Below are 13809 nucleotides of genomic sequence, written 5' to 3'. Positions count from 1 at the left end.
CGTGGGCGCGAGGGCTAGGCCAGGCGAAAAGCGGTCAGTTCGCTTTCGTAGCGTTGCATCCGTTCGCTAAGTTCGGCGCGGAATGGGGGCGACGCCACGGCGAGAGTGGCCAGTGTCAGGCCGTATCCGACCATGGTTTCCCATTGGCGCACGCTGACGCGGTGGTTGATCCAGTCGATCGTCGCCCCGCTCAACAGATAGACGAAATGGGCAGTGAAAGCGTCGGGATTGATGGCGGAGGCGATCAGTCCTTCCGTCTGGATGTTGCGAACCAGATCGAGCCAGAAGGCCGCGCCGGGTTCGATTGCCTCCGCCGGGGGGGTATCGTCGGGGCTGGCATAGATCATCGCCATCATCGCGCGGAAAAATGCCGGCTCGGCCTCCAGTTCCTGCCCGAACAGGTGGATGGCGTGGAGCATCCGCGCGAAAGCGTGGGGCTGTTCGCTCGCCGCCAGCCGTGCGCCTAGTTCCCCGCGTTGCAGCGCGTAGAGTTCGACGAAGATCTGCCGCTTGCTGCCGAACAGGTTGTAAGGCGTCGCCTGGCTGACGCCGGCGGCTTCCGCCAGACGGCGCATGGACAGCGGTTCGCGGTTCAGCATCGCCCGCGCAGCGGTCAGAATCGCCTGCTTTCGCCTTTCCGCGCCGGAATGAGGCCGGGTCTTCATGCGCTTGTCCCTCACGTTTTTTCGCCAGTTTGTCGGCCCTGGCCTCTCGATTGACTCGTATTTATAGCATGATATAAAAACGCTATAAACATCACTGGGAGTGGTCCGTATGAAGTTTTCGATCTGCTTTGAAGCGCAGATGGTGGATACCTCGCGCGAATCCGAACAACGCACCTTCTTCGAAGCGGTCGAACAAGCCGTTTATGCCGAGGAAATGGGGCTGGATGGGGTTTGGGCAGTGGAACACCACGCGCTGACCCAATATGCCCACATGTCCGCGCCGGAAAGCTTCCTGGCTTTCGTGGCGGGCAAGACCAGCCGCATCCGCATCGGCCATGGCGTCGTCTGCTTGCCGCCGATGATGAATCACCCGGTGAAAGTCGCCGAACGCGTGGCCACGCTGGACATCCTTTCGCGCGGGCGCGTCAATTTCGGTATCGGCAAGGGCGGAACGGAACAGGAAGCGGGCACGTTCGGCTACCGCCTCGACGAACTGCAGCCGATGATCGACGAGAGCATGTATCTCATCCCCAAGATCATGGTGGAGGACGAGATCGAGCATGACGGGAAATACATCAAGATCCCACGCCGCCCGATCCATCCCAAGCCCTATCAGGACCCGCACCCGCCGATGTTCATGGCGGCGACGCGGGCGGAATCGCTCAAGGTCGCCGGTTCGCGCGGGCTGGGCGGTATGGTGCTGGGTTTCAGCTCGCCGGAAGAAACGGCGGAACTCAACCGGATTTATCGCGAAGCGTTCGCCAACCGTAATCCGGCCGATCAGGTGGGCTACTTCCCTAACGAATACCTCGCGGTCGGTTGCCCGATCATCGTTGGCGACGACCGGGAAAAGGCGCGGCGTATTGGTCTGCGCGGACAGCGCTTCTTCGCTCAGGCGATCCACCACTGGTATGGCGGCGGCGGCAAGCCCGATATCCACGTGGATGATCTGGACGCAGACCGCCACGTTGCCGAAGTGAAGCAGGAAGAAGAAGCACTAGTGGCTTATCTTCACGAAGCGAAGATTCCGGTGACTTCGGCCGCGACCGATATGTACAACGTCGATCATGCCTATGGCACGCCGCAGGATGCCATCGCCTATCTCGAACGGCTGGAAGCGGCAGGGGCCGACGAATGCCTGATGCTGATGCAGATGGGCACCGTCCCGCACGAAGCGATCATGGAAACGCTTCGCCATCTGGGCGAAACGATCATTCCCCATTTCCGCGAAAAGGAAGCCAAGGCCAAAGTGGCCTAGGGGTTTTCTCGCTCGCCCGGTTACGCAAATGCTTTGCGTCATCCCCGCCGTGCGGCGGGGATGACGATAAGATTGGAAAACGGGCTGATCGCGCATCATCCCTTTCAGACAGGACATGCCCCATGCCGCTTAACGAAACCTCCGCCGGTATCCTTGCATTCATGAACGCCAACATGCCGTCGATGCAGGGGCTCACGGCGCAGGAGTTCCGCGCTTACAGCGCGCAGATGGTGCAGCCTGCCGATCCGGCGGACCGGGTGACGATGCAGGATGTCGATGCCGGAGGCGTCCCCGCGCGAATCTACCGGCGGGAAGAAGCGGGCGCGGCGGAGCCGGTCGTCGCGTTCTACCACGGTGGCGGCTATATCGCCTGCGGGATCGACAGCCACGAACGGCTCTGCAGCCGCCTCGCCCGGCTGGGCGCATGCGCGGTGGTCTCGGTCGATTATCGCCTGGCGCCCGAACACGTCTTCCCGGCGGCGGTGGACGATGCGCTCACCGCCGCGCGCTGGGTGGCGGAAAACGGCGCGCAATACGGGCTGGATACCGCGCGGATGATGCTGGCGGGCGACAGCGCGGGCGGCACTCTTGCCACCGTCACCGCCGCGCGCATTCGCGATGAAGGCGGGCCGGCTATCGCCCACCAGTTGCTGATCTATCCCGGCACCGACATGGTTACGGATTTCCCTTCCGCCCGCGAATACGACGAAGGCTATTTCCTCGATCGCGACTTTTCCGAACTGTGCCTCAATGCCTATCTCCCGGATCCGGCGGACCGGGCGCATCCCTGGGCTTCGCCGTCGCGCGCCGCCGATCTGTCCGGCTTGCCCGCGGCCACGATCATGACCGCCGAATGCGATCCCTTGCGCGATGGCGGCAGGCTCTATGCACGCCAGTTGCAGGATGCGGGCATCGCCGCTGAATACATCGAATATCCCGGCGTTTTCCATGGCTTCGCCAGCATGTTCGGCACGATCGCCGAAGCCGACCAGGCAGTGGAGAAAGCGGGCGAAGTGATCCGGCGCACTTTCGCCTGACGCGGGTGGCGCGGCGCTTCATCGGCGCACCGTTCCCATAGAGCGGCGATTTTACTATCCCCGTTCCGTCCATGCTGAACAAGTTCAGAGCGATTTGGGTACGCAAGCATGCTTGTTGCTTCCGCCACATTCCGCTTGACGGCTTGGGGTGGCTGATGTTGGACTTGAGTCTGAGTTTTTAACCTTCGCCGCCGGATCGACCTGCGGTGCAGGGCGATCCGGCAAGCAGTTGAGAAAGCAGGAACACAGCATGGCGATGACCGCAGGCAGCGCACCGACCCCGGAATTCGACGAGGTCATGAAGCGGACCGATGGCGGGCATTCCTACTTCGGGCGTTTGGCCGGAATGCAGGTCGTGCGCAAAGCGCCTGGTGAAGCCTGGGCGACGCTGCCTTATCGCCCTGAATTCGTCGGCTATGCCGATACCGGAGTGCTGCACGGCGGGGTGGTGACGACGCTGCTCGACGAAACCTGCGGCATGGCGGTGCAACTGGCGCTCGATGGGCGCACGCCCATTGCGACGCTCGACCTCAGGATCGATTACCAGCGTGCCTCAACGCCGGGGATGGAACTGAAAGCCCATGCGATGTGCTACAGCATCACCCGCTCCATCGCTTTCGTCCGGGCGACGGCGTACGAGGATGACGAAAACAATCCCGTCGCCACCGCCACCGGTTGTTTCATGATCAATTCCACCACGATGGATGCCGCGAAGGCCGATCTTTCGGACTTTCAGGACCTTGTTTCGCTCGAAACGCCGGACGATCCGACCAGCCCCTTCGCGGTCAGCCCTTTTGCCCGCTGCCTTGGTATCGACGCGCTGGAACCGGGGATCGCGATCATGCGCTTTTCGAAGCGGATTATCGGCAATGCCTATCTCCCCGCGATTCATGGCGGGCTGATCGGCGCGTTCCTCGAAACCGCCGCCATGCACAAGATGCGGCGGCAGCTGGAAGTGGTGGCACAGCCCAAACCGATCGGCTTGACGATCAACTACCTGCGTTCCGGCCGCCCGGTCGATACCTACGCCAGCGTTTCCATCGTCCGCCAGGGGCGGCGGATCGTGGCATTCGAGGCGCGCGCATGGCAGGACGATCCGACCAAGCCGATCGCGTCGGCCTATGGCCACTTCATGCTGCGGCAGGTGCCGGAGGGGGAGGAGGGGTAGAGGTTCCTACCCCGCTTCACACCATTTCGGCGATCTCCAGCGCGCCTGCGGGCCGGGATTCGCCGATACGGATTTCGCGCCCATCGACACGGGCCTGATAGACCCCGGCCTTGGCGCGCGGATTGTAGAACTGCTGATACCACACCCGCACTTTGCCGAACGGGCCATCGCATGACACCTGCATGATGCTGATCGCCGGGCGCTTGTTCATCCAGATTTCGACATCCTGCGCCAGCGCATCGCGGCTTGCCTCCTGATAGGCGCGGGCCATGGCCAGTTCTTCGGCGGTGGGCTGTTTGTCCGAGATTTTCACCATCAGCCCGTGGTGCATGCGGATCACCCCGTCTTCCACCGGGGTATGCGCAATCACCATGACAGAGGGATGCTGCCCGCCCAGCCGCGCCTGCAGGATGGCCGGGCCGGTATAGAACGCCTCGCTGCTGAGCACGGCGTCGGGATCGTTGTCCACCAGCGTGCGGTGCCCGGCCCAGAAGCTTTGGCTGACTTTGGTTCCGGCGAATTCGTTGTCGAAATAGATCAGGTTGCGGCTGCCGTGAATCGGGGACATGTGGCCGATATCGGCCATGTTATCGACGATTTCCGTGGGATGCGTGGCCAGTTGCCCGAAATCGTCGAGCTGCCAGCGGACCCAGCCCTGATCGCCCATATCCCATTCGGCAAAGGGGGGCAGGGCCATATCGGGTTCGCCCCCTTCCTCGTCGAACCACATCCAGATAATCCCGCCACACTCTTCCACCGGCCAGGTCTTGATCCGCGCGGCCTTCGGAATCACGCAGGGGCCATAGGGGATATCGTCGCACTGACCATCGGGGCCGAAGCGCCAGCCGTGGAACGGGCAACGGATCGCTTCGCCTTCCACCTGTTCCCCGTCGCGCACGATATAGGACGTGCTGTTCTTCGCCAGATGCGCACCTGCGTGGGGGCAATAGGCATCGACCAGATAGGGGCGCCCGCTTTCCCCGCGATAGAGCACGAAATCGCGCGCGAAATAGCGCAACGGCAACGGTTTGGCCGCCAGTTCGTCCGCGCGGGCGATCATGAACCAGCCGCGCGGGAACGTATGCGGGCCGAGGCTGTAATCTGCTGTCTGTGCCATGGTGCTTTTCTCCGCCTGGGCCTGTGCCGCTGGGTCTGTGCCGGTCAGAACAGGGGTTTGATATCGTACTGGCTGGTGGGTATCACATCGATCCGCCGGTAATCGATGAAGCGATGGCAGCTTTCCATCATCGCATCGTGATGGCGCTTGTGCCGCGCGGCATCGCCCACCGCATCGTAAAACGCTTCCGGCTGGTCCATCGCGGCGGCGGGGAAACATTCCTCGATCATCGCATCATAGGGTGCGGCGGCGTAGGTCAGCGGGCGCACGATGGTATTCTGGATGTATTCGAACGTGCTCTGCGTATCGATGGCGACGCGGGTATGGCTTTCATGCCAGATTTTTCGCCAGCCTTCATACGTCAGATGCGCCGGGCGGGTAAGGAAGACGAGTTCAGAAAACCCCTCCGTCCGCTGGCCCTGTTGCGGCGGGTGCAGAGTGTTGACGATGGGCTGGGATTCGGTGACCAGCCACGCCGCCATGCGGGCCGAGGCGCTTTCGAGAACGGCATCGATACCGGCCCGGAATTCGTCATGCGCGCAGTCGAGCCAGACCTGCACCACCGCCTGCATCTGCGGCCTGGTCCGAGCCTGCACCAGCCCGGCGGCGGGGGCCACATGATCGTCGATCAGGTTGAGCCGCAGCCCGCGCACGCCTTCGGCCACAAGCCGCTCCGCCACCGGGCCGCGCAGCACGGCGTTGAACGCTTCGCGGCTCTGTGCGCCATCATGCCACAGGGCATAGACCGCCTTTTCCATGTCTCAGTTCCCTCGTTCTATCGTTGCACCGGGCTTGCAGGGGTGGGGCAGGCCCAAGGCACAGCCCGCATCACAGTACCGGATCGTGATTGGGCAGGCCCATCATCGCTTCGCCCCATTTGCGCCCGACAGGGCGATACTGGTTGGCGAAGTGGTTCCCCATCACCATCAAATCGTTGTAAAACCGGCCGAACGGCTGACTGGCGAACACGCCAGTCCCCCCGCTCGCCGTGAACAGCCGCGATGCGAGATCGAGGCAGCGTTGCGGCACCATGGCGGCCTGGAACTTGAACAACCGCCGCTCATGCTCCGAAAGTGGTTCGCCGCCTGCCACCCCCTCGGCCATGCGCGCAAAATTGCGTTCCAGCGTGCCTTTCATCTCGGCAATCGCGGCCACCGCTTCGGCCAGTGCCAGCGCGGCATCGGGATCGGCGGCGGTGGGCACGCCGGAGCTGCCCGTGCGGGCGGAGCCGTAGCGGATGAAGGCGTCGACCATACCCTGCAACCCGCCGATGGCAGAGGTGGAGACGGAGCGTAGGAACACCTGCCAATAAGGATAGCGGTAGAGCGGATTGTCCGGCCCCAGCCCCGGATTGGTGCCCGCCGCCGCATCGGACATGCGGTGCGTGCGATATTCGGGCACGAATGCGCCATCGACCACGATATCGTGGCTTCCCGTGCCTTTCAGCCCGGTGGTGCGCCAGGTGCGGACGATTTCGAAATCGCCGCGCGGCAGCAGGAAGGTGCGGTAATCCGCTTCGTGGAAATTGGTGATCGGCGCGCCCCGGTCGATCACCCCGCCAAGGAAGATCCAGTCGCTGTGTTCGCACCCGCTGGAGAAGCGCCAATGCCCGGTCAGGCGGTAGCCATCGCCATCGGGCACCGCAGACCCGGGGGCATAAGGCGAGGCGACCAGCGCCCGCTCGTTTGCGCCCCACACGTCTGCCGCCGCGCGTGGATCGAACAGCGCGAGATGGAAGCTGTGGACCGAGAGGATGCCATAGACCCATGCGGTCGAGACATCCCCTTCGGCCAGCGCCATCTGCACCGCGTAGAAGGTTTCCGGCCCCAGTTCGTAGCCGCCCCATTGGCGCGGCTGGAGAATGCGGAACAGGCCGGCATCGTGCAGGTCCGCCATCGTTTCGTCGAGGATGCGGCAGGCCGCATCCTGCCGTTCGCCCCGTTCGGCCAGCATGGGGATCAGCGCGCGCGCGCGGGCGACGAGTTCCGCGGGCGAAGGGATCGTGTCGGCCGCAAGGGGTATGGGTTGGCTGCTCATGGCCTGCCTGCCCCCGGCACGGCCACGCGGGCCACGTCGATGCGGCCGGTGCGGTCTTTCACTGTCACCTGCGGATTGTGATCGCTGGCGCAGCAGATGTAGAGATCGCAGCCGTCCGCGCCGCCCAGCATGCAGGCATAAGGCTTGGCCCCGGCGATTGTCACGCTGTCCACGATCGCCCCGCCTTCGCGCACGCGGATCACCTGCCCGGCATAAGGGGATGCGGCCCAGATCGCCCCTTCGGCATCGAGGCAGATGCCATCGGGGATATGATCGCCAAGCTGGGCGAAGACGCGCCGGTTGGACAGGGTGCCGTCGCCGGCGATGTCGAACGCGGTTAGACGGTTGCCCATCGATTCCGCGACGATCAGCGTCTTGCCATCGGGCGTGATGACGGTGCCGTTGGGGCAATCGAGCGCGTCGGCCGCAATCGTCGCCGTGCCGTCCGGTGCGATGGCGGCGATACAGGTCGGGCGTGGTTCCTCGCCGCCGTTGAAGTCATAACCGATATTGCCCGCATAGGCGCGGCCTGCGGCGTCCACCACCATGTCGTTGCTGTGGCCGGGGTGAAACGGAGAAAGGTCGGCCTGCACCGCCAGCTGGCCTTCCGCATCGCGGCGATAGAGGCGCCGCTCGTGCATCGAAGTGACGAGCAGCGTCCCGTCCGGCATCCAGCCCATGCCCGATGGGCCGCCGGGCACGGCGATGCGTTCCACCACCGTGCCATCGGGATCGAGCACGATCACCGCGCCATCGTGCTGGTCCGAAAACCACAATTGCCCCTGATGCCAGCGCGGCCCTTCGGGAAAGGCGAACCCGCTTGCCAGCGTGCGTGGTGCGCTCATGCCGGGACCCGCGCGCATTGGCGCAGGATGTCGCCCAGCGTTTCCAGCCCGCGTGCGATCACGTCCTCGCTCACATGGCTGTAGGCGAGACGGAGGAACTGGCGCCCGCCGGTGTCATTCATGAACCGTTCGCCTGGCCGGAAGAAAATCCCTTCCCGCTCCGCCAGCTTGGCGGCCTTGTCCCAGTCGATCCGCTCGTCGATCTCCACCCAGAGGTAGAACGAGCCTTGCGGATCGGTGAAGCGGACGAAATCGCCGCACCGTTCCCGCAGCGTGCGCGAAGCGGTTTCGGCCTTCGACTTATAGACCAGATTGGCTTTGGCGATATGCGGATCGAGCAGCCCTTCGGCGAGATATTCCGCCATCACCCGCGCCAGCCATTGCCCGACACCGAGATCCTGCCGGACCGCGGCCAGGGCCTCTATCGCCTTGGGCTGCCCGGCGATCCAGCCGAGCCGGAGCGCCGGGGCGACGATTTTCGAGAAGCTGCCGCACTGGATCACCAGCCCGGTATCGTCCAGACTCAGCAAAGTCGGCAGATCTTCACCGGCAAAGCGCAGGTCGCCATAGACGTTGTCTTCCATGATGAGGAAGCTGTGCTCCTTCGCCAGCGCCAGCAACTGCTTGCGCCGGGGGAGCGACATTTCGGTGGCGGTCGGCGTCTGGAATGTGGGGATGGTATAGACCATCTTCACTCGCCCGCCTTCCGCTCGCAGGATTTCGGCCAGCGCATCGACATCCATACCGTTGTCGTCCACCGGCACGGTGCGGATATCCGCCCCCGCCATTTCCATGAAGCGCAGCGCATAAGGGAAGGACGCGGCTTCGACGACCACCACATCGCCCTTGTTGATGTATCCGGCAACGGCGAGCGAAATGCCCTGGACCGAGCCCGATGTCAGGATGACGCCGCGCGGGCCGAGATCGACGCCTTGCTTTTCCGCGATCCGCCGGGCGATCTGTTCGCGCAGGCCCTTGTAGCCGAAGACGAGTTCTTCATAGCCGGTGTCAGGATCGAAATAGTCCAGCACCTCGGCCCCGTCGCGTTGCAGCACCAGCTTGGCGAGGCGGGTGAGATCTTCGCGGGGGAAAGTTTCGGGGGCGGCGAGGCCCTGATCGAAATTGAAGACCGCGGGCACTTCCGGATCGGGAAAGAACAGCGGCGGGCCGCTGCCGGCAAGATTTGAGCGCAGGCTTTCAACGGGTGCAGTCATCGTGTGCTATCCCTTCCGCGCGGCAGTTGCGCGCCGCTATCACCATGGATGCAAGGCCTGCGGGGAACCGGCGCTGATTGGCCGCTTGCCCGGTTACCTTGGCATCCTCTCCATTCCGCGGGCCTTATGCCCGACTCGCTGCGGGGGAAAATGCTGTATCGTGCGATATATGGCAAGTAGAAATGCGCTATACGGACAAATATCGTGCATTCCTGTCTGTAATGCGCATTTTAAAGCGTGGTAGGTGGCGCGTATCTGTTGGATGGGCCACCGGTAAGCATTCGCTTGTCCGGATTGCGTAGAACGGCGCGGAGTGAGATGATGAATCATGACTCCCCATCCGCTTTTCCCGCATCTATGCGCATGACGGATGGCACGAAGGGAGAGAGCATGCGATGAGCGAGGCGAAACTCACGCCAATCGATGAACAGATTATCGCGCTTTTGCGCGCTGATGGCCTGATGTCGAATCTCGAACTGGCGCGCCGGATTGGCGTTTCGGAACGTAGCGTCGCGCGCCATCTGCGGCGGCTGGATGAGGAAAAGCTCGCCAAGGTCGTGCTCATGCTTGATCTCGCGGCGGACGGGTACGATTTCCTCGCGGCCGTCGGGATCAAGGTCAAAGGCCGCCCGCCCGAAGATGTGGCTGACGATATCGCGCTGATCGAGGAGGTGCAGATCGTGATCCTCGTCGCGGGTGAATACGATCTCGAAATCCAGGTTCTGGCGCGCAGCCTTGGCGAACTGACCGCCGTGCTGGAGGACAGGATCGGGCGGATCGAGGGGATCATGGCGATGGCCCCCGGCATTGCCACCCGCATTTCCAAGCACGAATACCAGTGGGTGCCGTTCACATGAAGCCGATCCACCTTGACGATCTCGATCGCCGGATCATCGCCCGCCTGGGCGAGGATGCGCGCACCAGCATGCGGCAGATTGCGCGCGAACTGGATGTTTCGGAAGGCGCGGTGCGGACGCGGGTCAAACGCTTGCACGATGCGGGTGCGGTGCGCATGGCGGTGATCACCAATGCGGCGCTGCACGATCGCTTCCCCGCGTTTCTGTGGATCGATCTCGCCTCGCGGGAGGCGACGCAGGACGTGGTTGCCGCTTTGAAGGCGATACCGGAAATCACGTTCGTTTCGACCATGCTGGGGCGGGCGGATGTGCTGGCCATCACGCTTGCGGGCGATTCCGGCGATCTGGCCCGTTTCATTCATGAGAAAGTCCGCAATATTCCGGGCATCGGAGAGATTCGCTGGACTTTGGGTTATGGCATGCGGAAGCACCTTTATGGCAAGTGCGCCATTGTCGACTAGCCGGGCTCCCGCCGCACGACCCTGTAGCCTGATTCGTGCCTAAATATGTGCCTGTATCGCGGTTCTGCCTTGCCAGCACCCGGGAAAGGGTCCTCCTCGCTGTTTGTCGATCCCGCTGAAAGGCCCGGATTTTTGCGCTTTTCGAATTTATTTAGGGCCTAAACTATTGACCGCGCCGCGGGATGGCGAGATAGATGGCACGCAGAGGCAGGCGCCATAAGAATCGTGCCGCCCTGAGGAGAGGATGCCATGGAACGTGCGCAGCGCATCGCGATCGCGAAGCAATTGCTGGAAATGATCGACCGGAACGAAACCGAATACGGGGACGAGCCGGCTTGGGAAGCGGATATCGGTCGCTTCACCGACAAGGAACGTTTCCTGAAGGAAAAGGAAGAGTTCTTCCACAACCGCCCGCAAGTGATCGCCTACACCGCGGACATTCCCAAGAACGGTGACTATTACGCCACCGAACTGGCGGGCAAGCCGATCCTGCTGACTCGCGGCAAGGATGGCAAGGCGCGCGCGTTCCTCAATGCCTGCCGCCATCGCGGGGTGCAACTGGCCGAAGGTTGCGGCCATGGCCATACCTTCACGTGCCCCTATCATGCCTGGACGTTCAATTCACATGGCGATCTGATCGGGGTGCCGAGCCGTGACGCTTTCGACGGATTGCTGGAAGATCGCGGCCTGATCGCTCTGCCGGTGCATGAGGAAGTGGGGCTGATCCTCATCCATCCGCAGCCCGATGGCGAACTCGATTTCGACGAATTCATGGGTCCGATGAAGGATGTGATCGCCGGTTATCATTATGAGAACCTGCGGTTCATCAAGGAATTCCGCACCAAGGCGCGGATCAACTGGAAGCACGCGGTCGATGGCGGTGTGGAAGGCTATCACGTGCCGTTCCTCCATCCCAACACGGTCGGCCCGATGACGCTGCCGCAATTTCTCCATCTCGATTGCGGGCTGCATCACACGCTGATCACCACTCAGCCTTCGATCAAGGAATTGAAGGACCTGCCGGAAGACCAGTGGCCGGAATATTGCAATTTCTCGACCACCAACGCGATTTTCCCCAACACCGTGGTCGGTGTGGGCGAAATGATCGGTTTCTTCCAGCGCAGCGATCCGGGCAATGAGCCCGGCGAATGCGATTACATCTTCCGCGTTTATGGCTGGGGCCACACGCCGACCGAGGAAGAACGCCAGCGGGATGACTATGTCGCCGACATGCTGATCCAGGTCGCGATGGATGAGGATATGAAAGCCCAGTCCAATTCGCAGGTCATGATGGAAGGGGGCGCGGTGCCAACGCTCATCTTCGGGCGCCGCGAACAGAACGTTTCGCGCATGCATCGCAATTACGACCGCCTGATCGGCCACGATGTCGAAGCCGCGTTGGCGGCGGAAAGAGGCAAGAAGCTGCGGCAGGCCGCCGAATAGGCACCTGTTTGAAAACAGAACGATAGACAGGAACATATCGACCCGGTCAGCCTTCGAAGGGTGGCCGGGTTTCTTTTTGCTTGCGAGTGCGACCTCGCATGCGGCGCTGCTTCAGCGTTGCAGCGCATCCATGAAAGCGGTGAACAACTGCCGCGGCTCGATTCCCAATGCTTCGGCGTATTCGAGGAATTCGACCATATCCACCCGCCGCTGCCCCCCTTCTATCCGGCTGATAAAGCTTTGATCTTTGCCCAGGCGCCGGGCGAGATCGGCTTGCAATATGCCTTTTTCCCGCCGCGCGTCGATAAGCGTCTGGACGAGAACCGCGTGGGTTTTTGAGAAAGCCGATTTCGACATTCCCATTGAAGTACATGCAGAGATTGCATATGCATTTTTTGCATATTACTATGTGCCATTGCCATTGGGGGTAAACACATGGCCGATGATGCGAAAAGCCGGTTGGGGTTGACGGACGATGCTATTCGGGAACTTGCCTATCGCCTGGCCGTGCACCTGCGCGAAGAACTCGGCGATCGCCTGACACCGTTGCAGAAGCTCTACGCCGACCGGGAGCAGGAAGGCGTTCGGAACGATGCGCGCGGGGATTGATTGCGATGGCTGCTTCGCCGCCGCCAGCCGCCACTCCTCACCCCTTTCAGGAGGTCATGCTCAGGCTTCGTGTTCGAGGCTGTACTGGTCGGTCAGCGTGCTGACTTCGTGGCTGTGGCCGAATTCGTCGGTGAAGCCGTATGTCGCGCCTGCTTCGGCTGACCACATATGGGTGCCGCTGCGAGCCATCACGTGCGGATCGGCCGCCAGCGCCACCACGGCCCGCCCGGTATAGCGCGGCGTTTCCGGCTTGCTCGGATCGGCGGCATATCCGTTGGGCCAAACCGCCATCACCGCCACGTGATGCGGTTCCAGTTCGAGTGCGGTGTCGTGACTCAGGCGGGCAATGGCCGCTTTGCCGATGCCATAGGCCGTGTTGTAGCGGTAACGCAGGGCCCCGCGCCCGGAAATGTTGACGATCAGCCCCGGCACGGCGGCGCTGGCCGATCGCATCATCAGTCGTGCAGCATGCGCGATGGTGAAATAGGCGGCCCGCCCGGGCACTTCCACCACGCTGTGCCACAGGTCGTCCGGAACTTCCCAAATCCGTTTGCCGATCATGCCGGGGAAAGTCGGAGTGGAAAAGACGCTGTTGACGATCACATCCAGCCGCCCCCACTCCCGCTCGATCTCCGCAATCGCAGCAGCCAGTTGCTGCGGGTCGGCGCAATCGCAGGCGATGGCTTTTCCTGCTCCGCCCAAGGCTTGGATGGTTTCCAGCGTATGGGCCAGCGTATCGGTGCGGCCATCGCCGGGGCTGCCCGTGGTGCGGCCCAGCAGATAGACGAAAGCCCCCGCCGCGCCGAGTTCGATGGCGCAGCCTTGCCCCATACCCCGGCTCGCCCCTGCGACCAGGGCCACCCGGCCATCCAGCCTGCTCATGCCTGTTCCTCCCAATGGTGTGCGGTGGCTTATCGTGGATTGGTTCCGGCCGCGTCAATCCACCCCGGAACGGTATTCAATACCGGTGTTTTACAAGGTGAATGCACAATTGTTGCTGGTTAAGAGATTGTAATATAGAAACTTCGTTTCAATCGTCGTTTGCGTCCGGGGCGGAGAGGCAGCCCCCGGCCGATGCAAGCGGGATGCGAGCAGGCA

General features: G+C 62.6%; 15 protein-coding genes. 7 read left to right on the top strand and 8 right to left on the bottom strand.

Translation table 11 applies throughout. The features are described 5' to 3' along the window. Positions 1-14: 14 nt before the first annotated feature. Positions 15-665, bottom strand: coding sequence for a TetR/AcrR family transcriptional regulator (locus K5X80_RS00945; protein ID WP_222559009.1), 651 nt, complete (start codon positions 663-665; stop codon positions 15-17). Positions 666-774: 109 nt separating this feature from the next. Between K5X80_RS00945 and K5X80_RS00940 the strand changes: the two genes are divergently transcribed. The 3 genes from K5X80_RS00940 (at position 775) to K5X80_RS00930 (ending at position 4128) form a co-directional block, all read left to right on the top strand. After that, on the top strand, positions 775-1923 hold the full coding sequence (locus tag K5X80_RS00940) for an LLM class flavin-dependent oxidoreductase (protein WP_222559008.1): 1149 nt from the start codon (positions 775-777) through the stop codon (positions 1921-1923). A gap of 122 nt (positions 1924-2045) precedes the next feature. Then, a complete protein-coding gene (locus K5X80_RS00935) occupies positions 2046-2960 on the top strand; it encodes an alpha/beta hydrolase (RefSeq protein WP_222559007.1) in 915 nt (304 codons plus the stop codon). Positions 2961-3210: 250 nt separating this feature from the next. Continuing rightward, positions 3211-4128: a PaaI family thioesterase gene (locus K5X80_RS00930; RefSeq protein ID WP_222559006.1), complete on the top strand. Its 918-nt coding sequence runs from the start codon at positions 3211-3213 to the stop codon at positions 4126-4128. Positions 4129-4144: 16 nt separating this feature from the next. On the opposite strand, the gene K5X80_RS00925 is transcribed toward K5X80_RS00930, so the two are convergent. From K5X80_RS00925 to K5X80_RS00905, 5 genes are all read right to left on the bottom strand, one after another. Further along, entirely contained in the window at positions 4145-5245 is a 1101-nt protein-coding gene (locus K5X80_RS00925; protein ID WP_222559005.1) for a Rieske 2Fe-2S domain-containing protein, read from the bottom strand. Between the two features lie 44 nt (positions 5246-5289). Next, positions 5290-6003: an EthD domain-containing protein gene (locus K5X80_RS00920; protein ID WP_222559004.1), complete on the bottom strand. Its 714-nt coding sequence runs from the start codon at positions 6001-6003 to the stop codon at positions 5290-5292. A 70-nt stretch (positions 6004-6073) separates the two neighbouring features. Beyond that, positions 6074-7282, bottom strand: coding sequence for an acyl-CoA dehydrogenase family protein (locus tag K5X80_RS00915; RefSeq protein ID WP_222559003.1), 1209 nt, complete (start codon positions 7280-7282; stop codon positions 6074-6076). Then, entirely contained in the window at positions 7279-8127 is an 849-nt protein-coding gene (locus tag K5X80_RS00910; protein WP_222559002.1) for an SMP-30/gluconolactonase/LRE family protein, read from the bottom strand. The genes K5X80_RS00915 and K5X80_RS00910 overlap by 4 nt, the downstream gene beginning before the upstream one ends. Continuing rightward, positions 8124-9341 (bottom strand): aminotransferase-like domain-containing protein, encoded by a 1218-nt coding sequence (locus K5X80_RS00905; RefSeq protein ID WP_222559001.1) that lies wholly within the window; start codon positions 9339-9341, stop codon positions 8124-8126. The genes K5X80_RS00910 and K5X80_RS00905 overlap by 4 nt, the downstream gene beginning before the upstream one ends. A gap of 395 nt (positions 9342-9736) precedes the next feature. Here K5X80_RS00905 and K5X80_RS00900 point away from each other — a divergent pair, with 395 nt between their 5' ends. The 3 genes from K5X80_RS00900 to K5X80_RS00890 all read left to right on the top strand — a co-directional run bounded on the left by K5X80_RS00900 (position 9737) and on the right by K5X80_RS00890 (position 12102). Continuing rightward, the gene (locus K5X80_RS00900) at positions 9737-10198 is read left to right on the top strand and encodes an Lrp/AsnC family transcriptional regulator (RefSeq protein WP_222559000.1); all 462 of its coding nucleotides are present in this window, start codon (positions 9737-9739) and stop codon (positions 10196-10198) included. Further along, complete coding sequence (locus tag K5X80_RS00895) at positions 10195-10659, top strand: Lrp/AsnC family transcriptional regulator (RefSeq protein WP_222558999.1); 465 nt, start codon at positions 10195-10197, stop codon at positions 10657-10659. The genes K5X80_RS00900 and K5X80_RS00895 overlap by 4 nt, the downstream gene beginning before the upstream one ends. Before the next feature lie 249 nt (positions 10660-10908). After that, positions 10909-12102, top strand: coding sequence for an aromatic ring-hydroxylating oxygenase subunit alpha (locus K5X80_RS00890; protein ID WP_222558998.1), 1194 nt, complete (start codon positions 10909-10911; stop codon positions 12100-12102). A gap of 111 nt (positions 12103-12213) precedes the next feature. Here the strand turns inward: K5X80_RS00890 and K5X80_RS17270 are convergent, their stop codons facing one another. Continuing rightward, positions 12214-12459: a helix-turn-helix domain-containing protein gene (locus K5X80_RS17270; protein ID WP_261390584.1), complete on the bottom strand. Its 246-nt coding sequence runs from the start codon at positions 12457-12459 to the stop codon at positions 12214-12216. Between the two features lie 78 nt (positions 12460-12537). Between K5X80_RS17270 and K5X80_RS00880 the strand changes: the two genes are divergently transcribed. Beyond that, complete coding sequence (locus K5X80_RS00880; protein WP_222558996.1) at positions 12538-12711, top strand: hypothetical protein; 174 nt, start codon at positions 12538-12540, stop codon at positions 12709-12711. 60 nt (positions 12712-12771) lie between these two features. On the opposite strand, the gene K5X80_RS00875 is transcribed toward K5X80_RS00880, so the two are convergent. After that, a complete protein-coding gene (locus tag K5X80_RS00875) occupies positions 12772-13593 on the bottom strand; it encodes an SDR family NAD(P)-dependent oxidoreductase (protein WP_222558995.1) in 822 nt (273 codons plus the stop codon). Positions 13594-13809: the final 216 nt, after the last annotated feature.

It is taken from the genome of Caenibius sp. WL (genome assembly GCF_019803445.1).
Taxonomy (GTDB): Bacteria; Pseudomonadota; Alphaproteobacteria; order Sphingomonadales; family Sphingomonadaceae; genus Caenibius.
This window is presented reverse-complemented; position numbering and strand designations above follow the sequence as displayed.

What these genes read in the sequence shown, in the direction of transcription:
- K5X80_RS00875 (WP_222558995.1), bottom strand. Translation starts at nt 13,593, where the DNA reads ATGAGCAGGCTGGATGGCCGGGTGGCCCTGGTCGCAGGGGCGAGCCGG.
- K5X80_RS00895 (WP_222558999.1), top strand. Translation starts at nt 10,195, where the DNA reads ATGAAGCCGATCCACCTTGACGATCTCGATCGCCGGATCATCGCCCGC.
- K5X80_RS00880 (WP_222558996.1), top strand. Translation starts at nt 12,538, where the DNA reads ATGGCCGATGATGCGAAAAGCCGGTTGGGGTTGACGGACGATGCTATT.
- K5X80_RS00930 (WP_222559006.1), top strand. Translation starts at nt 3,211, where the DNA reads ATGGCGATGACCGCAGGCAGCGCACCGACCCCGGAATTCGACGAGGTC.
- K5X80_RS00925 (WP_222559005.1), bottom strand. Translation starts at nt 5,245, where the DNA reads ATGGCACAGACAGCAGATTACAGCCTCGGCCCGCATACGTTCCCGCGC.
- K5X80_RS00900 (WP_222559000.1), top strand. Translation starts at nt 9,737, where the DNA reads ATGAGCGAGGCGAAACTCACGCCAATCGATGAACAGATTATCGCGCTT.
- K5X80_RS00905 (WP_222559001.1), bottom strand. Translation starts at nt 9,341, where the DNA reads ATGACTGCACCCGTTGAAAGCCTGCGCTCAAATCTTGCCGGCAGCGGC.
- K5X80_RS00920 (WP_222559004.1), bottom strand. Translation starts at nt 6,003, where the DNA reads ATGGAAAAGGCGGTCTATGCCCTGTGGCATGATGGCGCACAGAGCCGC.
- K5X80_RS17270 (WP_261390584.1), bottom strand. Translation starts at nt 12,459, where the DNA reads ATGTCGAAATCGGCTTTCTCAAAAACCCACGCGGTTCTCGTCCAGACG.
- K5X80_RS00945 (WP_222559009.1), bottom strand. Translation starts at nt 665, where the DNA reads ATGAAGACCCGGCCTCATTCCGGCGCGGAAAGGCGAAAGCAGGCGATT.
- K5X80_RS00935 (WP_222559007.1), top strand. Translation starts at nt 2,046, where the DNA reads ATGCCGCTTAACGAAACCTCCGCCGGTATCCTTGCATTCATGAACGCC.
- K5X80_RS00890 (WP_222558998.1), top strand. Translation starts at nt 10,909, where the DNA reads ATGGAACGTGCGCAGCGCATCGCGATCGCGAAGCAATTGCTGGAAATG.
- K5X80_RS00915 (WP_222559003.1), bottom strand. Translation starts at nt 7,282, where the DNA reads ATGAGCAGCCAACCCATACCCCTTGCGGCCGACACGATCCCTTCGCCC.
- K5X80_RS00910 (WP_222559002.1), bottom strand. Translation starts at nt 8,127, where the DNA reads ATGAGCGCACCACGCACGCTGGCAAGCGGGTTCGCCTTTCCCGAAGGG.
- K5X80_RS00940 (WP_222559008.1), top strand. Translation starts at nt 775, where the DNA reads ATGAAGTTTTCGATCTGCTTTGAAGCGCAGATGGTGGATACCTCGCGC.